General features: G+C 66.6%; 17 protein-coding genes. 15 read left to right on the forward strand and 2 right to left on the reverse strand.

Annotated features, from left to right (window positions below):
* Window positions 1-80 precede the first annotated feature (80 nt).
* The 15 genes from dnaE (at window position 81) to lpxB (ending at window position 18,606) form a co-directional block, all read left to right on the forward strand.
* Window positions 81-3,515, forward strand: coding sequence for a DNA polymerase III subunit alpha (gene dnaE, locus ACP2AH_RS20165; RefSeq protein WP_425107430.1), 3,435 nt, complete (start codon window positions 81-83; stop codon window positions 3,513-3,515).
* A 341-nt stretch (window positions 3,516-3,856) separates the two neighbouring features.
* Window positions 3,857-4,735: a sulfotransferase family protein gene (locus tag ACP2AH_RS20170; RefSeq protein ID WP_425107431.1), complete on the forward strand. Its 879-nt coding sequence runs from the start codon at window positions 3,857-3,859 to the stop codon at window positions 4,733-4,735.
* 183 nt (window positions 4,736-4,918) lie between these two features.
* Window positions 4,919-5,917 carry a 30S ribosomal protein S2 gene (locus ACP2AH_RS20175; protein ID WP_425107432.1) on the forward strand — a complete coding sequence of 333 codons (999 nt, stop codon included), beginning with the start codon at window positions 4,919-4,921 and terminating at the stop codon, window positions 5,915-5,917.
* A gap of 123 nt (window positions 5,918-6,040) precedes the next feature.
* The gene (gene tsf / locus ACP2AH_RS20180) at window positions 6,041-6,964 is read left to right on the forward strand and encodes a translation elongation factor Ts (protein ID WP_425107433.1); all 924 of its coding nucleotides are present in this window, start codon (window positions 6,041-6,043) and stop codon (window positions 6,962-6,964) included.
* A 100-nt stretch (window positions 6,965-7,064) separates the two neighbouring features.
* Window positions 7,065-7,796, forward strand: a complete 732-nt coding sequence (gene pyrH / locus ACP2AH_RS20185) for a UMP kinase (protein ID WP_244376410.1) — start codon at window positions 7,065-7,067, stop codon at window positions 7,794-7,796.
* 143 nt (window positions 7,797-7,939) lie between these two features.
* Window positions 7,940-8,503 carry a ribosome recycling factor gene (gene frr / locus ACP2AH_RS20190; protein ID WP_244376411.1) on the forward strand — a complete coding sequence of 188 codons (564 nt, stop codon included), beginning with the start codon at window positions 7,940-7,942 and terminating at the stop codon, window positions 8,501-8,503.
* Window positions 8,504-8,527: 24 nt separating this feature from the next.
* On the forward strand, window positions 8,528-9,325 hold the full coding sequence (locus ACP2AH_RS20195) for an isoprenyl transferase (RefSeq protein ID WP_425107434.1): 798 nt from the start codon (window positions 8,528-8,530) through the stop codon (window positions 9,323-9,325).
* Window positions 9,326-9,329: 4 nt separating this feature from the next.
* Window positions 9,330-10,151 (forward strand): phosphatidate cytidylyltransferase, encoded by an 822-nt coding sequence (locus ACP2AH_RS20200; protein ID WP_425107435.1) that lies wholly within the window; start codon window positions 9,330-9,332, stop codon window positions 10,149-10,151.
* 161 nt (window positions 10,152-10,312) lie between these two features.
* Window positions 10,313-11,458, forward strand: coding sequence for an RIP metalloprotease RseP (gene rseP, locus ACP2AH_RS20205; RefSeq protein WP_425107507.1), 1,146 nt, complete (start codon window positions 10,313-10,315; stop codon window positions 11,456-11,458).
* A gap of 188 nt (window positions 11,459-11,646) precedes the next feature.
* Complete coding sequence (gene bamA / locus ACP2AH_RS20210) at window positions 11,647-14,073, forward strand: outer membrane protein assembly factor BamA (RefSeq protein WP_425107436.1); 2,427 nt, start codon at window positions 11,647-11,649, stop codon at window positions 14,071-14,073.
* Window positions 14,074-14,160: 87 nt separating this feature from the next.
* Window positions 14,161-15,234, forward strand: a complete 1,074-nt coding sequence (gene lpxD / locus ACP2AH_RS20215; RefSeq protein WP_425107437.1) for a UDP-3-O-(3-hydroxymyristoyl)glucosamine N-acyltransferase — start codon at window positions 14,161-14,163, stop codon at window positions 15,232-15,234.
* Window positions 15,235-15,238: 4 nt separating this feature from the next.
* The gene (gene fabZ / locus ACP2AH_RS20220) at window positions 15,239-15,727 is read left to right on the forward strand and encodes a 3-hydroxyacyl-ACP dehydratase FabZ (RefSeq protein WP_425107438.1); all 489 of its coding nucleotides are present in this window, start codon (window positions 15,239-15,241) and stop codon (window positions 15,725-15,727) included.
* A complete protein-coding gene (lpxA, locus tag ACP2AH_RS20225) occupies window positions 15,724-16,557 on the forward strand; it encodes an acyl-ACP--UDP-N-acetylglucosamine O-acyltransferase (RefSeq protein ID WP_425107439.1) in 834 nt (277 codons plus the stop codon). The genes fabZ and lpxA overlap by 4 nt, the downstream gene beginning before the upstream one ends.
* The gene (locus tag ACP2AH_RS20230) at window positions 16,532-17,431 is read left to right on the forward strand and encodes an LpxI family protein (protein WP_425107440.1); all 900 of its coding nucleotides are present in this window, start codon (window positions 16,532-16,534) and stop codon (window positions 17,429-17,431) included. Before lpxA ends, ACP2AH_RS20230 begins: the two co-directional genes overlap by 26 nt.
* The gene (gene lpxB, locus ACP2AH_RS20235) at window positions 17,428-18,606 is read left to right on the forward strand and encodes a lipid-A-disaccharide synthase (protein WP_425107441.1); all 1,179 of its coding nucleotides are present in this window, start codon (window positions 17,428-17,430) and stop codon (window positions 18,604-18,606) included. Before ACP2AH_RS20230 ends, lpxB begins: the two co-directional genes overlap by 4 nt.
* An 88-nt stretch (window positions 18,607-18,694) precedes the next feature.
* Here lpxB and gltA read toward each other — a convergent pair whose 3' ends face one another.
* Window positions 18,695-20,002 (reverse strand): citrate synthase, encoded by a 1,308-nt coding sequence (gene gltA / locus ACP2AH_RS20240; protein WP_307018028.1) that lies wholly within the window; start codon window positions 20,000-20,002, stop codon window positions 18,695-18,697.
* Window positions 20,003-20,243: 241 nt separating this feature from the next.
* A complete protein-coding gene (gene gltX, locus ACP2AH_RS20245; RefSeq protein WP_425107442.1) occupies window positions 20,244-21,680 on the reverse strand; it encodes a glutamate--tRNA ligase in 1,437 nt (478 codons plus the stop codon).
* Window positions 21,681-21,840 lie beyond the last annotated feature (160 nt).

Raw genomic sequence — 21,840 nt, forward strand, 5'->3', positions numbered from 1 at the left:
GGAGGAGCCGCCCGCAAGGGTGGACGCCGCCGGCGGCGATGCCCACCATGGGGAGTTTCGAGTCGCAGGAGGGATGTGAGATGGCGCAGGCTGATGTCGGGTTCGTGCATCTGCATGTTCATTCCTCCTTCTCCCTGCTTGAAGGCGCGCTGAGCATCGGCAAGCTCGCCGATCTCGCCAAGAAAGACCGCCAGCCCGCCATCGCCCTCACCGACACCGGCAATCTGTTCGGTGCGCTGGAATTCTCGGAAAAGATGGCCGGCGCCGGCATCCAGCCGATTCTCGGCTGCGCCGTGGCGGTGGATTTTCCCGGCACGGCCCCCCGCGGCCCCGCCGGGCAGGAGCGCCCGCGCATCGTCCTGCTCGCGATGAACGAGGAGGGGTGGATGAACCTCATGGAGCTGGTGTCGCGCTCCTTCCTCGACACCGCCTCCGACGGCGCGCCGCACATCAAGGCGGACTGGCTGGAAGGCCGAGCGGCCGGTCTCATCGCTCTCACTGGCGGTCCCATCGGCCCCATCGACCGCGCGCTCGCGGCCGGCAGTGCCGACCATGCGGAGCAGCGGCTGGCCACGCTTAAAGCCCTGTTCGGCGACCGGCTTTACGTGGAAATCCAGCGCCATGGCGTCGCCGAGGAACGCCGGGTCGAGCCGGCGCTGATCGAACTCGCCTACCGCCTCGACCTGCCGCTGGTGGCGACCAACGAACCGTTCTTCGCCGCCCAGGACGATTATGAGGCCCATGACGCCCTCATCTGCATCGCCGAGGGCCGCCTCGTCGCCGAGCCCGACCGGCGCCAATTGACGCCGGAGCACCGTTTCCGCACGCGCGCGGAAATGGCTGACCTGTTCGCCGATCTTCCGGAAGCCCTCGCGAACACGGTGGAAATCGCTCAGCGTTGCGCCTATCGCCCGCGCACGGTGAAGCCCATCCTGCCGCGCTTCACCCTCGACCGCGACGAGGCGGAGGAGTTGCGGCTGCAGGCCGAGGAGGGGCTGCGCAACCGTCTGGCGGTCCACGGGCCGACGGAGGGCCTGACGGTCGCGGACTATGAGGCGCGGCTGGCCTTCGAGCTCGGCATCATCGAGCGGATGAAGTTCCCCGGCTACTTCCTCATCGTGTCGGACTTCATCAAATGGGCGAAGGCGCAGGGGATTCCTGTCGGACCGGGCCGTGGCTCGGGCGCCGGTTCGCTGGTCGCCTATTCGCTCACGATCACCGATCTCGACCCGCTGCGCTTCGGCCTGCTGTTCGAGCGCTTCCTCAATCCCGAGCGCGTCTCGATGCCGGACTTCGACATCGACTTCTGCCAGGAGCGGCGCGACGAGGTGATCCGCTACGTCCAGCAGCGCTACGGCCGCGATCAGGTGGCGCAGATCATCACCTTCGGTACGCTACAGGCGCGCGGCGTGCTGCGCGATGTCGGCCGGGTGCTGGAAATGCCCTATGGCCAGGTCGACAAGCTGTGCAAGCTGGTGCCGCAGAACCCGGCCAATCCAGTGACGCTGAAGCAGGCGATCAACGACGAGCCGCGCCTGCAGGGGGAGAGCGACGCTAACCCGGTCGTCAAGCGCGCCTTCGATATCGCCACCCGGCTGGAGGGCCTCAACCGTCACGCCTCGACGCATGCCGCCGGCATCGTCATTGGCGACCGGCCGCTGGCGCGACTGGTGCCGCTGTACCGAGACCCGCGCTCGGACATGCCCGTCACCCAGTACAACATGAAATGGGTGGAGCAGGCGGGGCTGGTGAAGTTCGACTTCCTCGGCCTCAAAACCCTCACCGTCCTGCAAACCGCCGTTCGACTGGTCGCCCTGCGCGGGATCAAGCTCGACCTGTCGACGATTCCGCTCGACGATAAAAAGACTTACGACATGCTCACCCGCGGCGAGACGGTCGGCGTGTTCCAGGTGGAAAGCGCCGGCATGCGGCGGGCGCTGGTCGACATGAAGCCGGACCGGCTGGAGGACATCATCGCCCTCGTCGCCCTGTACCGGCCGGGCCCGATGGCCAATATCCCGGTCTATTGCGCGGTCAAGAACGGGCAGGAAAAGGCCGCCTATGCGCATCCCGCGCTGGAAGCGAGCCTGAAGGAGACCTACGGCGTCATCATCTACCAGGAACAGGTGATGCAGATCGCGCAGACGCTCTCCGGCTATTCGCTGGGCGAAGCCGACCTGCTGCGCCGCGCCATGGGCAAGAAAATCCGCGCCGAAATGGACAAGCAGCGCGAGCGCTTCGTCGATGGCGCGGTGGAGCGGGGCGTGCCGAAGGCGAAGGCGTCGGAGATTTTCGACCTGCTCGCCAAATTCGCCGATTATGGCTTCAACAAGAGCCACGCGGCGGCCTATGCGCTGGTGTCCTACCAGACCGCCTATATGAAGGCGAATTACGCGACCGAGTTCCTCGCCGCCTCCATGACGCTCGACATGGGCAATACCGACAAGCTGGCGGAATTCCGGCAGGAATCGCAGCGGCTCGGCATCGAGGTCGTGCCGCCCTCGGTGAACCACTCCGGGCGCGACTTCGCCGTGAAGGACGGGCGCATTCTCTATGCGCTGGCGGCGATCAAGGGGGTCGGCGGCCATTCGGTCGACGCCATCGTCGAGGCGCGGGGCGAGCGGCCCTTCACCAGCCTCGCCGACTTCGCCTCGCGCATCAACGCCAAGGCGCTGAACAAGCGGACGATGGAAAGCCTGGTCAATGCCGGGGCTTTCGATGCGCTGGAGAAGAACCGCGCGCGGGCCTCGGCGGCGATCGACTGCATGCTCGCCCATGCGGCATCGGTCGGGGCCGAGGTGGCGTCGGGGCAGGGCAATATGTTCGGTGGCCCGTCGGTCGCGGCGGAACTGCCGATTCCCAGCGCCGGGCCGTGGCTGCCGGCGGAGAGGCTTCAGCGCGAATACGACGCCATCGGCTTCTTCCTCACGGGCCATCCGCTGGACGATTACGGCAAGGCGCTGGACCGGCTGCGTGTGCAGCGCTGGACCGATTTCACGCGTTCGGTGCGGGCCGGCTCCATGGCCGGACGGCTTGCCGCCACCGTGGTGAGCCGGCAGGAGCGCCGTACCAAGACCGGCAACAAGATGGGCATTGTCGGCCTTTCCGATCCGTCCGGGCAGTTCGAAGCGGTGCTGTTCTCCGAAGCGCTGGCGCAGTACCGGGAGTTGCTTGAGCCCGGCAAGGCCCTGTTGCTGCAGGTGTCGGCGGAATTGCAGGGCGAGGATGTGCGCGCGCGTATCCAGACCGTGGAGCCGCTCGACCAGGCGGCCTCGAAAATGCAGAAGGGCATGCGCGTCTTCCTGCGCTCGCCGGAGCCCTTGGAAAGCGTGGCCACCCGGCTCGGGTCGCTCGGCGGCGCACGGGGCGACGGCGAGGTGTCGCTGGTGCTTTTGCTGGGTGAGCGCGGCGACACCGAAGTCGAGGTCAAGCTCCCCGGCCGCTTCAGCCTGTCGCCGCAGATCGCTGGCGCTCTGAAAGCGGTGCCCGGTGTTGAAATGGTCGAGATGGCGTAAAGCCGCCGCGCCGGGCGTCTGCGAGACGCATCCAGCGTGAGGAAGGCCCTACGTGCGGGCTTCCTGCACTTGCCGATTCGCCTCTGCTGTGCGTGCCTCGCCATGCCCGCAGGGGCCGGCGTGCAATTCAGAGTCTGTTCCCGGTTGTACTCAACCTTGATGACGTGCGGTGCCGCGTCGCCAAGGGCTGAGACGTCATGTTTCGGAGTGTGGCGCGGTATGTCTGTATGTGTCTGAATAAATGCGCAGATTTTATTCGATTACTGAGTTTCATTTGTGCTTGATCTTTGCGGCAGGCATGCCCTTTTTACCGCGCATCACAAAGGAAGGTGTCGGGGTCGGTGGTATTCGAGGGTTCAAAGACACGTCGGGCGATTTTAATCCTTGGCATGCACCGCAGCGGTACCTCGGCGCTCACGCGCACGGTCAATCTGCTGGGGGCGGCCACGCCGCAGACGCTAATGGGTGCGACCTCGAACAATCTGCGCGGCCACTGGGAATCCAAACCTATCGTCGATCTCAACGACGAAATCCTCGCCGCGTGCGGGCACCGCTGGTATTCGCCGCAGCATATCACGGTGTGCCCAAGCGAGGTTGTGCGGGCGCGGGGCATGTGGTCCCGGCTGCGCGACACGCTGGAAAGCGAGTTCGACGGTGCTTCCACGGTGGTGCTGAAGGACCCTCGCATCAGCCGGCTGGTTCCGCTTTATCGGGAAGTCCTCGACGAATTGGGCTATGCGACCGAGGCCGTTCTCACCTTGCGCAACCCGCTAGAGGTTGCGCAATCGCTGGCGCGGCGCGACGGCATGGGCTCGCGGAGGGCGCTCAGCTTGTGGATGCGCTACACGCTGGATGCCGAGCGGGGGACACGCGGCCTGCCCCGGGCTCTCGTCGTCTATGAGGAATTGCTCGCGGATTGGCGCGGCGCGACGGATCGGATGAAGCGACAGCTCGGAAGTCCGTGGCCACAGGTGACGCCGGAGATGGCGGCCGCGATTGACGCCTTCCTCACCCCCGAGTTGCGTCATCATAAGGTCAATCCGCCTGGCGGCGGCATCGGACGGGCCGCTATCGCCGGGCTGCTTTATCGCGACATGCGGGGCACCCTCTCCAGGGAGTCGAGCGCGACGCCCGGATTTGTTTCTTCCACCCTTGCGGAGTTGAACCTGCGAACCGGTCGCGCCTTGACCGGACTGTTGAAGCGTCCCACTCCGGATTGAAGAGAGCGGCGGACTTGCCACGGGAACGGCGCTCCCCTATAAGCCGCGCCATTCCGCACGCGGACTCGCGGCCGGGAGCCCCTCGTCACAACCTGGCGCTGGCTTCACGACCGCTCCGGTGCCGTCAGCCGAATTCCTCGGCACGGCCATGTCCGCGGAGGCCCAACCGGATGAGAGACGACAATGGCGCTTCCTGACTTCACTATGCGCCAGCTCCTGGAAGCTGGCGTGCACTTCGGGCATCAGTCCCACCGCTGGAACCCGAAGATGGCTCCGTTCATCTTCGGCACCCGCAACAACATCCACATTCTCGACCTGGCCCAGACCGTGCCGGCGCTGCACCGCGCCCTGCAGGCGGTGTCCGACACCGTGGCCCGTGGCGGCCGCGTGCTGTTCGTCGGCACCAAGCGTCAGGCGGCCGATGCCGTGGCGGATGCCGCCAAGCGCTCGGCTCAGTATTATGTGAACTCCCGCTGGCTCGGCGGCATGCTGACCAACTGGAAGACCATTTCCCACTCCATCGCCCGCCTGAAGAAGCTCGAAGAGCTGCTCGCGGCCGGCGAGGGCGTCGGCTACACCAAGAAGGAGCGCCTGACGCTCCAGCGCGAGAAGGAAAAGCTCGATCGCGCCCTTGGCGGTATCCGTGACATGGGCGGCATTCCCGACCTGCTGTTCGTGATCGACACCAACAAGGAAGACCTCGCCGTCGCCGAGGCTCGCCGCCTTGGCATTCCGGTCGCGGCCATCCTCGACACCAATTGCGATCCGGACGGCATCGCCTTCCCGGTTCCCGGCAATGACGACGCCGGTCGCGCCATCAACCTCTATTGCGACCTCGTCGCCCGCGCCGCCATCGACGGCATCGGCCGCTCGCATGGCGATCTCGGCATCGATGTTGGCGCGGCTGAGGCCCCGCTGGTCGAGGACCTGCCGGCGGAGACCGCCTGGACCAGCCTCGAAGCCCTCTCGGGCCCGCGCGGCATCGCCGATGACCTGAAGAAGCTCACCGGCGTGTCGCCGGCGATCGAGAAGCAGCTGACCGACCTCGGCATCTTCCACTTCTGGCAGATCGCCGCCCTCAACGCTGACGACGCCCATCGTCTCGGCGAAGAAGTCGGTCTGCCGGGCCGTGTCGATGGCTGGGTGGCGCAGGCCAAGGAGCTGACCGCCGAGGTCGAGTGACCCCGGCGTCCGCTTCGCGACGGCGTCACATTCCGGCGCCAAGCATTGTATCGCACGGCCGGCCCGGATTTCGTCCGGCCGGCCGTGTCGTCGATAGACACAGAGATCGTTGAGGAACGGAACATGGCCAACATCACCGCGGGCATGGTGAAGGAGCTGCGCGAGAAGACCGGCGCCGGCATGATGGACTGCAAGGCCGCGCTGACCGAGGTGGACGGCGACATCGAGGCCGCCATCGACTGGCTGCGCAAGAAGGGCCTCGCCAAGGCCGCCAAGAAGGCCGGGCGCGTCGCCGCCGAGGGCCTGATCGGCCTCGCCGTATCGGGCACCACGGGTGTCGTCGTCGAAGTCAATTCCGAGACCGACTTCGTGGCGCGCAACGACCAGTTCCAGCAGCTCGTGCGCGACATCGCCACCGTCGCGCTGAGCGCCGAGGACGATGTCGAGGCGGTGAAGGCCGCGGCCTATCCGGCCGGCGGCACCGTCGCCGAGGCGATCAACAGCGCCGTCGCCACCATCGGCGAGCACATGAACCTGCGTCGCTCCAAGAAGCTGGCGGTGTCGGCGGGCGCCATCGGCGCCTATGTCCACGGTTCGGTGGGCGAAGGCCTCGGCAAGATCGGCGTGCTGGTCGCGCTGGAGTCGGAAGGCAAGGCGGATGAACTCGCCGCGCTCGGTCGCCAGATCGCCATGCATGTCGCGGCTGCCAACCCGCAGGCGCTCGATGCCGCCGGCATCGACGCCGACGTGATTGCCCGCGAGAAGGGCGTGCTCGCCGAGAAGGCCAAGGCCTCCGGCAAGCCGGACAATGTGGTCGAGAAGATCGTCGAGAGCGGCCTGAAGACCTTCTACAAGGAAGTGACGCTGGTCGAGCAGGCGTTCATCCACGACCCGTCGAAGACGGTCGCCCAGGCGGTGAAGGAGAGCGAAGGCAAGGTCGGCGCGCCGATCAAGCTTGTCGGCTTCGTCCGCTTCGGCCTCGGCGAGGGCGTCGAGAAGCAGGAAAGCGATTTCGCCGCCGAAGTCGCGGCCGCTGCCGGCGTCTGAGCGCGTTGTTACGTTGATAAGTCACGCCGGGCCGCCCACGGGCAGTCCGGCGTGTTTTACTGTGCGCGCCACCCGGGTCGCGCCAAGCCAGAGGTGCCCCATGTCGATCCCCGAGCCGCACGGCGCCCTTTTCGAGCGCGTCCTGGTCAAGGTGTCCGGTGAGGCGCTGATGGGGAACGAGGCGTTCGGGCTGCACTGGCCGACCATCGAGCGCATCGCCCAGGATCTCGTGGAGGCCCGCGCCACCGGAACCGAGATCGCGGTTGTCGTCGGCGGCGGCAATATTCTGCGCGGCGCCAGCGTTGCGGGTCAGGGGCTCGACCGTGCCACGGCCGATCATATGGGCATGCTGGCGACGGTGATGAACGCGCTGGCGCTGGAGAAGGCGGTCGAGAAGGCCGGCGTTCCCGCCCGCACCCTTTCCGCCATTCCCATGCCCACCATCTGCGAGCCCTATGCCCGCCAGACCGCCTCGCGCCATCTGGGGCGCGGGCGCGTCGTTCTGCTGGCCGGCGGCACGGGCAACCCCTATTTCACCACCGATACCGGCGCCGTGCTGCGCGCCGCCGAGCTCGAATGCGATGCGGTGATGAAGGCGACCAATGTCGACGGCGTCTACACCGCCGACCCCAAGCACGATCCCTCGGCTCGGCGCTATGAGCGGCTTACCCATGATGAGGCGCTGGCCAAAGACCTGAAGGTGATGGACGCCGCCGCCTTCGCGCTGGCGCGTGAATCGAAGCTGCCGATCGTCGTGTTCTCAATCCGCGAGCCGGGGGCGATTGCCGCCGCCATTCGCGGCGAGGGGCGCTCCACGACGGTAGCGCCGTAGCCTTTGTCACCAAATTGGCGTCCCGCGCCCGTGGTGCGGGCATGGTTGTCGCCTAACGCTTGCCATGCGCGCCGTTAGGTTGGATAAGCCGCCAACCGGCGCCCGTCGGCCTCGGGCCGGCTGATGAATGAATGAGGTTCGTGATGAGCACTGGTCCGATCGACATTGCCGATATCAAGCGCCGCATGACGGGCGCGATCTCCGTTCTCAAAACCGAGCTTTCGGGCCTGCGCACCGGCCGCGCCTCGGCCAGCCTGCTGGAGCCGATCCAGGTGGATGCCTATGGCAGCCACATGCCGTTGAACCAGGTCGCGTCGGTCAACGTGCCGGAGCCGCGCCTGCTGTCGGTTCAGGTGTGGGACCGAGGAATGGTGGCGGCGGTCGAGAAGGCCATCCGCGATTCCAATCTGGGCCTGAACCCGCAGACCGAAGGGCAGGTCCTGCGTGTGCGCATCCCCGAGCTGACTCAGGATCGCCGCCAGGAACTCGTCAAGGTCGCGCATAAATACGCCGAGGCCGCGCGCGTGTCGGTGCGCCATGTGCGCCGCGACGGGCTCGACGTCATCAAGAAGGCGGAAAAGGACGGCGAGATGAGCTCGGACGACCTCGACCGGCTCGCTGACCAGGTCCAGAAGGCGACGGACCAGTTCATTGCCGAGATCGATCAGGTCGTCGCCGCGAAGGAAAAGGAAATCCTCGCGGTTTGATCGGCGGGCGCCGATAAGGGCGCCATGGGGGGGTCCGTGAACATTGCAAGGCGCGGCGAGGCCTCTGGGGCCGCCATCGAGACCGAAGGGGGCGCTGCCGCGTCTCTCTTCCCGGTGCCGCGCCATATTGCCATCATCATGGATGGCAACGGGCGATGGGCGAAGGGCCACGGGCTTCCGCGCTTCGAAGGGCACCGGCGGGGCGCCGAAGCTGTCCGCCGCACGGTGGCCGATGCCCGGGAATTGGGTATCGAGGCGCTGACCCTCTACAGCTTCTCCAGCGAGAACTGGTCCCGGCCGGAGCGGGAGATCGGCGAGCTTATGGGGCTGCTGAAGCGCTTCATCCGCTCCGATCTCAAAGAGCTTCATGCCAAGAATGTCCGCCTGCGCATCATCGGCGAGGGACATCCGACCGACAGCGAAGTGCAGGCGCTGTTCGACGAAGCTGAGGCGCTGACCCGCGACAATACCGGGGTGCGCCTTACCGTGGCGTTCAACTATGGCGCGCGTGGCGAAATCGCCCGCGCGGCGCAGGCGCTGGCGCGGCAGGTTGCTTCCGGTCAATTGCGTCCCGAGGACATCACACCGGAACGTTTCGCGGAGGCGCTCGACACGGCGGGGCTACCGCCGCTCGATCTCGTCATCCGCACCAGCGGCGAACAGCGCCTGTCGAACTTCCTGCTGTGGCAGGCGGCCTATGCCGAACTGGTCTTCCTGCCCGTGCTGTGGCCGGATTTCGATCGCAGCTGGCTGGAGCAGGCGCTTTGCGAGTATCGTCGTCGCGAGCGCCGCTTCGGCGGCGTCGAAGCGGCGGAAAGCTGAGCTCTTGCGGATCGGAGAGGATTTCCTGCCGCGGCTCGCTTCGGCCCTCGTGCTTGGGCCGTTGGTGGTGCTGGTCGCCGTGGCCGGCGGCTGGGCCTTCAGTGCTCTCGTCGCACTCTCTTCGGTGATCGTGCTGTGGGAATGGCTCCGCATGATCGGCGCCAAGCCCCGCACGCCGCTGCTGGTGATCGGCGCCGCGACACTTGTCGTGGCCGTCCTGCTGCTCGCCATCCGCCCGCCGCCCGCCGCGATCGGAATTGTGGTGCTTGGCGCCATCACGGCCGCCCTTGTGGCACGTTCCAACCGCGAACGGCGGACATGGGCGCCGTTCGGCGTGCTCTATGCCGGCGCGCTGGCGCTGCCAACCCTGATCCTGCGGCAGGACGGTAGCCTCGGCCTGGTGAGTCTGGTGTGGCTGCTCGCCGTCGTCTGGTCGACCGACATCGCCGCCTATTTCTGCGGTCGCCTCATCGGCGGCCCCAAGCTCTGGCCGCGCGTCAGCCCGAACAAGACATGGGCAGGCTCGCTCGGCGGGGCGCTGTTCGGCATGCTGGCGGGGATGGCGACGCTGTACCTCGCGAGGGTCGAGACCGCGTTGATCGCTGCCCCGGTCGCGCTGCTGGCGAGCTTTGCCAGCCAAGGCGGCGACCTGTTCGAATCGGCGATGAAGCGGCGTTTCGGGGTGAAGGATTCCAGCCATCTCATTCCCGGCCATGGCGGTCTGATGGACCGGCTCGACGGTTTCATCGCGGCGGCGGCGGTTATGCTGTTGATCGGTCTGCTGCGCGCGCCGGACGCGCCCGCGCGCGGCTTCCTGCTGTGGTGAAGCGGCCGGGGGCTCCCCGCGCTGCCAGCCCGCGCTGCCAGGTCGCACGCGATTCCGGCCGTAAATTCCGACATCGCGCCGCATTTTACCCACCTTCGCCTTAAACGCTCCTTATGGAATATGCGGCGCGCCCGTCGGCGTGCCTGTCTGGGAAATCGCTGATGGACTTTCTTGCCTCGATGGGCGGCACCGCGGGCTGGCTGCTCGGCTATGTCGTGCCGTTTCTGTTCGTGCTGACGATCGTCGTGTTCTTCCACGAGCTGGGCCATTTCTGGGTCGCGCGGCGGGCCGGGGTGCGGGTGGTGGCGTTCTCGATCGGCTTCGGGCCGGAGATCGTCGGCTTCAACGACCGACACGGCACGCGCTGGAAGCTCTCTGCGATTCCGCTCGGCGGCTATGTGAAGTTCCTCGGTGACGAGAACGCCGCCAGCGCCCCCGACCGCGGGGCGATCTCGCACATGAGCGAGACGGAGCGCCGCGAGAGCTTCTTCCACAAGTCGGTCGGCGCCCGGGCGGCGATCGTGGCGGCGGGACCGATCGCCAATTTCATCCTGGCCATCGTCATCTTCGCCGGCCTGTTCATGACGGTCGGCCGGCAGGTGACGACGCCGCAGGTCGATGCGGTGCAGGCCGGTAGCGCCGCCGAGCGCGCCGGCTTCCAGCCGAGCGACCTCATCCTCACCATCAATGGCGCCAAGATCGACTCGTTCGGCGACATGCAGCGCGTCGTCAGCGCCAATGCCGGCGAGCCGCTCGCCATCGAGGTCGAGCGCGGCGGGCAGCGACTCACGCTCCAAGCGACGCCGGATCTGCGCGAAGTCACCGACACCTTTGGCAATGTGCATCGCATCGGCGTGCTCGGCATTTCCCGCGACACCGGGGGAGGGCAGGTCCGCACCGAGCGATTCGGCCCGGTCCAGGCCGTGACCCAGGCGACGGCCGAGGTCTGGTTCATCGTCGATCGCACCTTCAGCTATCTCGGCGGCGTGGTGACCGGACGCGAGCGTGCGGACCAACTGGGCGGCCCGATCCGCATCGCCCAGGTGTCCGGGCAGGTCGCGACCTTCGGAATCGCGGCCCTGCTGCAGCTGGCGGCGGTGTTGTCGGTGTCGATCGGACTTCTTAACCTCTTTCCTGTACCGCTACTGGACGGCGGACACCTGCTTTTCTACGGGATTGAGGCGCTGCGCGGCCGGCCGCTCAGCGAACGGGCCCAGGAGGTGGGTTTCCGCATCGGCTTGGCGCTCGTGCTGATGTTGATGCTGTTTGCAACGTGGAACGATATTCTCAATATATCAAAATCTTGACGAGGATTCGGGACGGCGTTGCCAAGCGGACACGCCGTCCGGAAAAGGCACAGAAAGCGGCAGGTCCGGTTTGCAGGCTCTGGAAAAGTCTGTATCAAACGGAGTGCAGGGTGAGGAGTGTCGCCGGTTGCGCATCTTTGGGTGTGCCGGTGGTCGTCTCCCAGAACAACGGTAAGGTTGCGCACCAAATGGCTCGTTCCCGGTTCGTGAGTAGATTGGCGTCGGCAGTCGGCTTTGCCCTTCTTGTGGCGGTCGGCGGTGTTTCCGGCGCCGTCATGGCGCCCGGGGTGGCCATGGCTCAGTCGGCGAGTTCCATCGTCGTCGAGGGAAATCAGCGCGTTGATGCCGAAACCATCCGCTCCTATTTCCAGACCTCGCCCGGCCAGTCGCTGACGCCGGCCAAGATCGACGAAGCGCTCAAGGGGCTTTACGCCACCGGGCTGTTCTCCGACGTCACCATCAGCAACCGCGGTGGGCGGATGGTTGTGACCGTCGTCGAGAATCAGGTGATCAACCGCGTCGCCTTCGAGGGCAACAAGAAGGTCAAGGACGACCAGCTGTCGCTCGAAGTGCAGTCCAAGGCCCGCAGCCCGCTGTCCAAGACCACGGTTCAGGCCGATACGCAGCGCATCATCGATATCTATCGCCGCGCCGGCCGCTACGATGTGCGCGTCGAGCCGAAGATCATCGAGCGTGGCCAGGGTCGCGTCGATCTCGTCTTCGAGATCAAGGAGGGCGACAAGCTCGGCGTGGCCGAGATCAAGTTCGTCGGCAACAAGGCCTATTCGGCCTACAAGCTGAAGGACGAGATCACCACCACCGAGACCAACTGGCTCTCCTGGCTGAAGAATTCCGACATTTACGATGTCGACCGCATCAACACCGACCAAGAATTGCTGCGCCGCTTCTATCTGAAGCACGGCTATGCCGATTTCCGCATCATCTCGGTGACGGCGGATCTCGATCGCCAGCGCGACGGCTTCGTCCTCACCTATGTGATCGACGAGGGCCCGCAGTATCGCGTCGGCACGGTCGATGTCGTGTCCGGCATCAAAGACGTGGACATCAAGGACCTGCGCGCCGCTATTCGCGTGGCGCCGGGCCAGGTCTACAATGCCGAGCTGGTGGAGAAGTCGGTCGAGAACGCGACCATCGAGGTCTCCAAGGCCGGCTATGCCTTCGCCCAGGTGCGTCCGCGCGGCGACCGCAATGTCGAGACCCGCACCATCTCGCTGGTGTTCGCCGTCGAGGAAGGTCCGCGCGTCTATGTCGAGCGCATCGAAATCCGCGGCAACACCCGTACCCGTGACTGGGTTATCCGCCGCGAGTTCGATTTCGCTGAGGGTGACGCCTATAACCGCGTGCTGGTCGACCGTGCCGAGCGCCGTCTGCGCAACCTCGGCTACTTCAAGGACGTGAAGATCACCAATGAGCCCGGCACAGCGCCGGACCGCATCATCCTCGTGGTGACGGTCGAGGATCAGCCCACCGGTGAATTCTCGGTCTCGGGCGGCTATTCGACGACGGACGGCTTCATCGGCGAAGTGGCGATCTCGGAGAAGAACTTCCTCGGTCGCGGTCAGTATGTCCGTCTGGCCGGCCAGCTCGGCGAGAACGTGCAGGGCGCCGATTTCAGCTTCACCGAGCCGTACTTCCTCGATTACCGCATGGCGGCCGGCTTCGACCTGTTCTGGAAGACCACCAGCGCGACCAGCTACAGCCAGTACGACACGCAGACCGCCGGCGGTACGCTGCGCGTCGCTCTCCCGCTCACCGACGAAATGACCCTCGGCCTGCGCTATATGCTGTCGCAGAAGGAGATTTCGGTCAGTGTTACCGACGAACTGTACAACAACATTTCGTGGGCGCTGCTGGAGATCAACAACGAGTCCATCGTCACCTCGTCGGTTGGCTACACGCTGTCCTACAATATGCTCGACAACAACAAGAACCCGTCCAACGGTTACTTGCTGGAGCTGAAGCAGGACTTTGCCGGTCTCGGTGGCGACTCGCAGTATGTCCGCACCACCTTCGACGCCCGCTACTACATGCCGGTCGTCGGCGATGCGGTGCTGCTGCTGCGTGGCCAGGCGGGTAATGTCGCCGCCTGGGGCAATGAAGACCTGCGCATCACCGATAACTTCTTCAAGGGTCCCGACCTCGTCCGTGGCTTCGCGCCGAACGGTATTGGCCCGCGCGACCTTGCGTCCGGTGCCTTTGGTCAGGATATGGACGCGCTCGGCGGCACGATGTTCTGGGGTGCGACAGCGGAAGTTCAGTTCCCGCTCTCCTTCCTGCCCAAGGATTTCGGCCTGAAGTTCGCCGTGTTCGCCGATGCCGGTTCGCTGTGGGACTACCAGGGCAACACCACCTTCCCGAACATCCCGGGTTGGCAGAACAATCTGGTCGACTGCAGCGCGTTCTCTGGTTCGAAGACTCAGGGCACGGCCAATGTCTGCGTCGCCGACAGTGATGCGGTGCGCTCTTCGGTCGGTGTCAGTCTGATCTGGGCCTCGCCCTTCGGTCCGCTGCGGTTCGACTACGCCTGGGCGCTGACCAAGGAATGGTACGACGAGGTTCAGGAGTTCCGCTTCAGCGGCGGCACCACCTTCTGATACACTCCATCTCATGAGATGCAGGGCGGTCCGGTCATCCGGGCCGCCCATGCGTTTGGGAAGTGCCACGGCAGTCGACAGGCGGCGATGAACGATCCCTTCTTCCATCCGGTGCCGGCGGCGCTGACACTGGCCGAAATCGCGGCGCTAGTCGCGTCGGACCCTGCGGCGCTCGGGCCCGATGCGGCGGCTGTGCGCCTTTCCGGTGTTGCCTCGCTCGAAGAGGCCGGTCCGCACGATCTCGCCTTTATGGACGGTGCCCGCCATGTCCCGGCGCTCCGCGCCACCCGTGCCGGCGCCTGCCTCGTCACCGAGCGCTTCGCCGCCCATGTGCCGGCCGGCACGGTCGCGCTTCGCGTGGCCAAGCCGCACGCCGCCTTCGTCATCGTCGCCCGGCGGCTTTATGCCAGCAGCCTTCAGCCGGGCTCGATGTTCGGCCAATCCGGCGTCGCCGCCGGGGCGATGGTCCATCCCCAGGCACGGCTGGAAGCGGATGTGACGGTCGACCCCGGCGCGGTGATCGGGGCCGGGGCGGAGATCGGGACGGGTACGGTGATCGCGGCCGGCGCCGTGATCGGGCAGGGGGTGCGCATCGGTCGTCACTGCTCCATCGGCGCTGGCGTCACGCTGCAGCACACATTGGTCGGCGATCGCGTCATCATCCATCCCGGCGCTCGCATCGGCCAGGACGGGTTCGGCTATGTCGGTGGCGCCAAGGGGCACGCCAAGATTCCGCAGATCGCCCGCGTCATCCTGCAGGACGATGTCGAGATCGGCGCCTCCACCACCATCGACCGTGGCGGCCTGCGCGACACGGTGATCGGTGAGGGGACCAAGATCGACAATCTGGTGCAGATCGCGCACAACGTGGTTATAGGCCGGCACTGCATCGTGGTGTCGCAGGCCGGCATTGCCGGCAGCGCGACTCTGGGCGATTTCGTCATGCTGGGTGGGCAGGTCGGCGTCATCGGCCATGTCCATATCGGTGACGGCGCGCGCATCGCCGCGTCGAGCAATGTGAAGGATGACGTGCCGCCGGGTGTCGAATGGGGGGGCTCTCCCGCCAAGCCGATGCGCGACTGGTTCCGCGAGGTGATGGCGGTCCAGCGCCTCGGGCGCGGCGAAATCGGCGCCCGTCGCGGCGAACAACAGGGGCAATGAAGGAATGGACGTGCAGGTCGAAGCCGCAGTCGAGCCGACAGCGCTCGGCACCGCCGATATCAAGCGCATTCTGGCGGCTCTGCCGCACCGCTATCCGTTTCTGCTGGTCGACAAGATCGTCGGCATCGAAGGCGACCGGAAGGCGATCGGCATCAAGAACGTCACCGCCAATGAGCCGCATTTCCAGGGCCATTTCCCGGACAATCCGGTCATGCCCGGCGTGCTCATTCTCGAGGGCATGGCCCAGACCGCCGGCAGCATCTGCCTGCTGGACCGGCCGGAAGACGGTGCGCCGTCGCTCGTCTATTTCATGACCATCGACAAGGCGAAGTTCCGCAAGCCGGTGGTGCCGGGCGACGTGCTCGAATATCACATGACGCAGATGTCCAAGCGGCGGAACATGTGGTGGTTCCGTGGCGAGGCGAAGGTCGACGGCCAGATCGTCGCCGAGGCCGAGGTCGGGGCGATGATCGCCCGCGAGGGACGTAAATGACTGTTTCCGAGGCGAAGATCGACCCGTTGGCGCGGGTGGAAGCGGGTGCCGTTCTCGGCGCCGGCGTCGAGATCGGCCCGTTCTGCACGGTGGGTCCGCATGTGGTGCTGGGCGAGGGCGTCAAGCTGCTCTCGCATGTCGCCGTCAGCGGCCACACCACGCTCGGCGCGGGAACGGTCGTCCATCCCTTCGCCGCGCTCGGCTCCGCGCCACAGTCGCTCGGCTATAAGGGGGAGCCGACCAAGCTGGTGATCGGTCGCGACTGCATCATCCGTGAGCATGTCACCATGAACACCGGCACGGCCAATGGCCATATGGAGACGGTGGTCGGCGATAATTGCTTCTTCATGGTCAACGCCCATGTCGCGCATGACTGCATCGTCGGCAACCATGTGATCTTCGCAAACAACGCGACCCTCGCCGGCCATGTCACGGTCGGCAACAATGTCTTTCTTGGCGGCCTGTCGGCGGTGCATCAGTTCGTGCGCATCGGCGACAATGCCATTGTCGGCGGGCTGTGCGGGCTGCAGCACGATCTCATCCCCTTCGGCGCGCTGATCTATGGCCGCAGCGGGCTCGGCGGGCTCAACATCATCGGCATGAAGCGGCGCGGCTTCACCCGGCCGCAGATCCACGCGCTGCGTGCCGCCTATCGCGAGTTGTTCTATTCCGGCGGCACGCTGGCCGAGCGGGTGGAGCGCGTCGCCGGGCACTATGGCGACGATGCCAATGTGATGCAGGTGATCGATTTCGTGCGCAGCGGCGCCAAGCGCCGTCTGATCGTTCCCAGCGATGCGGCCGACCATGGCGCCGAACCCGACGCCGCCTGAGGCGCCGTCCCGGGTGGTGGAGAGCGCCGCGCCGCTGGCGATCATCTGCGGCGGCGGCACATTTCCCCTCGCCGTAGCCGAGGGCGCCCGCAGGGCCGGGCGCCCGGTGGTGCTGTTCCCGGTGCGCGGCTTTGCCGACGCGGATTTCGCTGCCTGGCGGCATGAGTGGGTGTCGCTGGGCGGTTTCGGTTTCCTGAAGCGAGAGATGCGCCGCCGCGGCTGCCGCGATGTGGTGTTCATTGGCAATGTGCTGCGTCCGCGGATCCGCGATCTCCGGCTCGACTGGACGACGCTGCGGCTGATGCCGCGCGTGCTCAGGCTGTTTCGCGGCGGTGACGATTTCCTGCTCACCGGCCTTGGGCGGTTGATGGAGGAATCGGGCTTCCGGCTCGTCGGTGCGCATGAAGTGGCGCCGGAGATCCTCATGCCGGCGGGCCAGCTCGGCGCGGTCGCGCCGGATGCGGCTGCGCGCGCCGATATCGCCCGCGGGCGCGAGGCGCTCGCGGTGATGGGGCCGCTCGATATCGGCCAGGGGCTGGTGGTGATGAACCGCCATGTGGTGGCGGTCGAGGCGGCCGAAGGCACCGATCTCATGCTGGCGCGGGTGTCGGAGCTACGGAGTAATGGCCGGGTCAAGATGCCGGCGCGTTGCGGCGTGCTGGTGAAGCGCCCGAAGGCGGGCCAGGATCGGCGGATCGACCTGCCGTCGCTCGGCGCGCGCACGGTGGAGGGTGCGGTGCGTGCCGGGCTTGCCGGCATCGCGGTTGAGGCCGGCGGCGTCATCGTTGCCGACGGTGCGGAACTGATCCGCCGCGCGGATGAGGCCGGGCTTTTCATCCTCGGCTTCGAGCCTGGCGATGGAGGCTCCTTATGAGCGGCGAAGCGCCGCTCGATGTATTCATCGTCGCCGGCGAGGAATCGGGCGAAGTGCTCGGCGCCGGGCTGATGGCGGAACTCGCGGCGCTGCATCCGGGTGCGGTGCGCTTTCGCGGCGTCGGCGGGGCCCGCATGCAGGCGCAGGGTCTTGTGCCGCTCTTCCCCATGGAGGACATCACCGCCATGGGTTTCGCGCAGGTCGTGGCCGGGCTGCCGCGCATTCTCCGGCGCATGGGCGAGACGGTGCGCGCCATCGTGACCGACCCGCCGGACGTGCTGGTGCTGGTCGATGCGCCGGACTTCACCCACCGTGTCGCACGCAAGGTGCGTGCGCGCCTGCCGGAGTTGCCGATCGTCAAATATGTTGCCCCGACGGTCTGGGTCTGGCGACCCGGGCGGGCGCGGGCCATGGCGCCGCATGTCGACCGGGTGCTGGCGCTGCTCCCCTTCGAGCCGGAGGCGATGCACGCGCTTGGTGGGCCGCCCACCACCTATGTAGGCCATCCGCTGCTCGGGGAACTCGCCACTTTGCGGCCGGATGCGGCGGAGGCTGCCCGCCGCGCCGCGTCCCCGTCGGTGCTGCTGGTGCTGCCCGGCAGCCGGCGCTCGGAGCTGGCGCGGCTCGGCGCGACCTTCGGTGAGGTGCTGGAGCGTCTGAGGGCCGAGATGCCAGATGTCGAGCTGGTGCTGCCGACCTTGCCCGCCCGGCGGACGCAGATCGAGGAGATGGTGGCGTCCTGGGCGGTGAAACCGCGCATCGTTGTCAGCGATGAGGAGAAGCGCGCGGCCTTCCGCATTGCGCGGGCGGCGCTGGCGGCGTCGGGCACGGTGACGCTCGAACTCGCGCTGGCGGGCGTGCCGACCGTCGCCGCCTACCGCGTGCCATGGCTGGAAGGGCGTATCGCGCCCTTCATCATCCGGGTGAAGACGGCGATCCTGCCCAATCTCATTCTCGATGAGCCGGCGATGCCGGAATATCTGCAATGGCACATCGACCCGCCCGCCATGGCGGCGCAACTGGCGCGGCTGATTGCCGGCGGGCCGGAGCGCGAGGCGCAGCTTGCCGCCTTTGCGCGGCTCGATGCGGTCATGGGCGAGGGGGGCGAACCGCCGAGCCGGCGCGCGGCGCGGGCGGTGCTGGAGACGTTGGCGCAGCGGCGTCGCGTGGCCTGATCAGGAATGAACTCCGCATTGAAAAACCCCGCCTTCCAGACCGGAAAGCGGGGTTCTCTTCGCTCGTCTCAGTGAAGAGGCGCTGCCGTCACTTGCGGCGGGCGATCGGCACGTAGTCGCGCTGCGTGGCGCCGGTGTAGAGCTGGCGCGGACGGCCAATGCGCTGGCTCGGGTCCTCGATCATTTCCTTCCACTGGCCGATCCAGCCCACGGTGCGGGCGAGGGCGAACAGCACGGTGAACATCGAGGTGGGGAAGCCGAGGGCGCGCAGGGTGATGCCCGAGTAGAAATCGATATTCGGGTAGAGCTTGCGTTCGACGAAATACTCGTCCTGCAGCGCGATGCGCTCCAGTTCCACGGCGATGTCGAGCAGCGGGTCGTCCTTGATGCCGAGTTCGCCGAGCACCTCATGGCAGGTGCGCTGCATGATCTTGGCGCGCGGATCGTAGTTCTTGTACACGCGATGACCGAAGCCCATCAGGCGGAACGGGTCGTTCTTGTCCTTGGCGCGGTTGATGAACTCGGGGATGCGGTCCACCGAGCCGATCTCGCCAAGCATCTTCAGCGCTGCCTCATTGGCGCCGCCATGCGCCGGTCCCCACAGGCAGGCAATGCCGGCAGCGATGCAGGCGAAGGGGTTGGCACCCGACGAGCCGGCGAGGCGCACGGTCGAGGTCGAGGCGTTCTGCTCGTGGTCGGCATGGAGGATGAAGATGCGGTCGATCGCGCGCGAGAGGATCGGGTTGACCTTGTACTCCTCGCAGGGAACCGAGAAGCACATGCGCAGGAAGTTCGAGGCGTAGTCCAGGTCGTTCTTGGGGTACACGAAGGGCTGGCCGATCGAGTACTTGTAGGCCATGGCCGCCAGCGTCGGGATCTTCGCGATCATCCGGATCGAGGCGATCATGCGCTGCTGCGGATCGGAGATGTCGGTGCTGTCATGGTAGAAGGCGGACAGTGCGCCGACCGAGGCCACCAGCACGGACATGGGGTGCGCGTCGCGACGGAAGCCGTGGAAGAACCGGCTCATCTGCTCATGCACCATGGTGTGGCGCGTGACGCGGTAGTCGAAATCCGCCTTCTGCGCGGCGGTCGGCAGCTCCCCATAGAGGAGCAGGTAGCAGGTCTCGAGGAAGTCGCTCTCGGCCAGCTGTTCGATGGGGTAGCCGCGATAGAGCAGGATGCCCTCGTCGCCATCGATATAGGTGATCTGGCTTTCGCAGGAGGCGGTGGAAGTGAAGCCGGGATCGTAGGTGAACTTGCCGGTCTGCGCGTAGAGCTTGGCGATATCGATCACATCAGGACCGATCGTCCCGTTCAGGATCGGCAGCTCCCAGCTTTCATCGCCAATGGTGAGCGTGGCGGATTTTGGCGCGTTGCTTTGGCTGGCGTCCATGCGGGTCTCCCTGAACCTAGGAACGAACGGATCTGAAACGGATCGCGTCTTGGCGAGGGGCCGCGCCTGCCGTTTGGCGCTGTGCGTAGGAGACGGGGGGTGTCTCGCTGCGGCCCATGGTCAAAGTCGTAGCGGTTTCGATCCGCCCTCGCAAGCGCAGCGAAAACGCTGCCGCAATGCGGCCGCCGGGCGGGCGCGAAACCCTTGCGTCCGCGCTTCCGCCATGTGCTAGAACGGTTTCTTACGCCTGCGCGGCGCGGCCGGTCTGGTCGGCGATGCGGGCCAGCGACTCCTCGCGGCCGAGCACGGCGAGCACGTCGAAAATGCCGGGCGAGGTGGTCTTGCCGGTCACCGCCGCGCGCAGCGGCTGCGCCAGCATGCCGAGCTTGACGCCCTGCGCTTCCGCCACCGCGCGCACCGCCGCCTCGGTCTCCGCCGCATTCCACGTCCTCACCGCGGCGAGCTGAACGGACGCTGCCGCCAGCAGGCGGCGCGCCTCCTCGGTCAGCAACGCCTGCGCCTTTTCTTCCAGCGGCAGCGGGCGGGCGCGCCAGATATAGGCGGCGCTTTCAATGAGTTCGATCAGCGTCTTGGCGCGCTCCTTCAGCCCCGGCATGGCGGCGAGCAGCTGTGCGCGGCGCTCGGGCGTGAGCGCGGCGGCAATGGTGGCGCCCTCGGGAATGTGCGGCAGCAGCGTGTCGATGGCCGCGATCAGCTCGGCATCGGGCGTGGAGCGGATATAGAGGCCGTTGATGTTCTCCAGCTTGGCGAAGTCGAAACGCGCCGCCGAGCGGCCGACGCGGTCGAGATCGAACAGCTGCGCCATCTCCTCGGTGGAGAAGATCTCCTGGTCGCCATGGCTCCAGCCGAGGCGGACAAGATAGTTGCGCAACGCTGCCGGCAGGTAGCCCATGGCCCGATAGGCATCGACGCCGAGCGCGCCGTGGCGCTTGGAGAGCTTCGCCCCGTCCGGCCCATGGATCAGCGGGATGTGTGCCATCTTCGGCACCTCCCAGCCCAGCGCATGGTAGATCTGCGTCTGGCGCGCAGCATTGGTCAGGTGGTCATCGCCGCGGATGATGTGGGTGACGTTCATGTCATGGTCGTCCACCACCACCGAGAGCATATAGGTCGGCGTACCATCGGAGCGCAGCAGCACCAGGTCGTCGAGGTCCTTGTTCGGAATCACCACCCGGCCCTGCACGAGATCGTCGATGACGGTCTCGCCCTCGGTCGGCGCCTTCAGGCGGAACACCGGCTTGCGATCGGCGGGCGCCTCGGCGGGGTCGCGGTCGCGCCAGCGACCGTCATAGCGCGGCGGGCGGCCTTCCCTCCGGGCGGTCTCGCGCATTTCTTCCAGCTCCGCCGCGCTGGCATAGCAGGGATAGGCGCGGCCGGCGGCGATCATCTGTTCCACCGCCTCGCGGTGCCGCCCGGCGCGGGCGAACTGGTAGATCACCTCGCCCGACCAGTCGATGCCGAGCCATTTCAGCCCGTCGATAATGGCGTCGATCGCTTCCGGCGTGGAGCGCTGACGATCCGTGTCTTCGATGCGCAGCAGCATGGTGCCGCCCTTGGCGCGGGCATAGAGCCAATTGAACAGCGCGGTGCGGGCGCCGCCAATGTGCAGGAAGCCGGTGGGCGAGGGGGCGAAGCGGGTAACGACGGTCTCGGACATATTTCTTCCGTCTGCGCCGCAGGGCGGCGTCGAAGCATGGCGGGCGCGGAGCGTGCGTGTACCATAGGTCGGCGACACGGGAAAAGCGCGCAGGGGCCTTGAGGGGATGCAGCGGCCGCCGGAACGGGAACCGCGAGACGGGCCGCGCGCGCGGGGCCGT

Source organism: Ancylobacter sp. (assembly GCF_965249975.1).
Classification (GTDB): Bacteria; Pseudomonadota; Alphaproteobacteria; order Rhizobiales; family Xanthobacteraceae; genus Ancylobacter.

What these genes read in the sequence shown, in the direction of transcription:
- ACP2AH_RS20230 (WP_425107440.1), top strand. Translation starts at nt 16,532, where the DNA reads ATGGCGCCGAACCCGACGCCGCCTGAGGCGCCGTCCCGGGTGGTGGAG.
- lpxD (WP_425107437.1), top strand. Translation starts at nt 14,161, where the DNA reads ATGAACGATCCCTTCTTCCATCCGGTGCCGGCGGCGCTGACACTGGCC.
- rseP (WP_425107507.1), top strand. Translation starts at nt 10,313, where the DNA reads ATGGACTTTCTTGCCTCGATGGGCGGCACCGCGGGCTGGCTGCTCGGC.
- ACP2AH_RS20175 (WP_425107432.1), top strand. Translation starts at nt 4,919, where the DNA reads ATGGCGCTTCCTGACTTCACTATGCGCCAGCTCCTGGAAGCTGGCGTG.
- ACP2AH_RS20195 (WP_425107434.1), top strand. Translation starts at nt 8,528, where the DNA reads ATGGGGGGGTCCGTGAACATTGCAAGGCGCGGCGAGGCCTCTGGGGCC.
- lpxA (WP_425107439.1), top strand. Translation starts at nt 15,724, where the DNA reads ATGACTGTTTCCGAGGCGAAGATCGACCCGTTGGCGCGGGTGGAAGCG.
- fabZ (WP_425107438.1), top strand. Translation starts at nt 15,239, where the DNA reads ATGGACGTGCAGGTCGAAGCCGCAGTCGAGCCGACAGCGCTCGGCACC.
- bamA (WP_425107436.1), top strand. Translation starts at nt 11,647, where the DNA reads ATGGCTCGTTCCCGGTTCGTGAGTAGATTGGCGTCGGCAGTCGGCTTT.
- gltX (WP_425107442.1), bottom strand. Translation starts at nt 21,680, where the DNA reads ATGTCCGAGACCGTCGTTACCCGCTTCGCCCCCTCGCCCACCGGCTTC.
- dnaE (WP_425107430.1), top strand. Translation starts at nt 81, where the DNA reads ATGGCGCAGGCTGATGTCGGGTTCGTGCATCTGCATGTTCATTCCTCC.
- pyrH (WP_244376410.1), top strand. Translation starts at nt 7,065, where the DNA reads ATGTCGATCCCCGAGCCGCACGGCGCCCTTTTCGAGCGCGTCCTGGTC.
- frr (WP_244376411.1), top strand. Translation starts at nt 7,940, where the DNA reads ATGAGCACTGGTCCGATCGACATTGCCGATATCAAGCGCCGCATGACG.
- gltA (WP_307018028.1), bottom strand. Translation starts at nt 20,002, where the DNA reads ATGGACGCCAGCCAAAGCAACGCGCCAAAATCCGCCACGCTCACCATT.
- lpxB (WP_425107441.1), top strand. Translation starts at nt 17,428, where the DNA reads ATGAGCGGCGAAGCGCCGCTCGATGTATTCATCGTCGCCGGCGAGGAA.
- tsf (WP_425107433.1), top strand. Translation starts at nt 6,041, where the DNA reads ATGGCCAACATCACCGCGGGCATGGTGAAGGAGCTGCGCGAGAAGACC.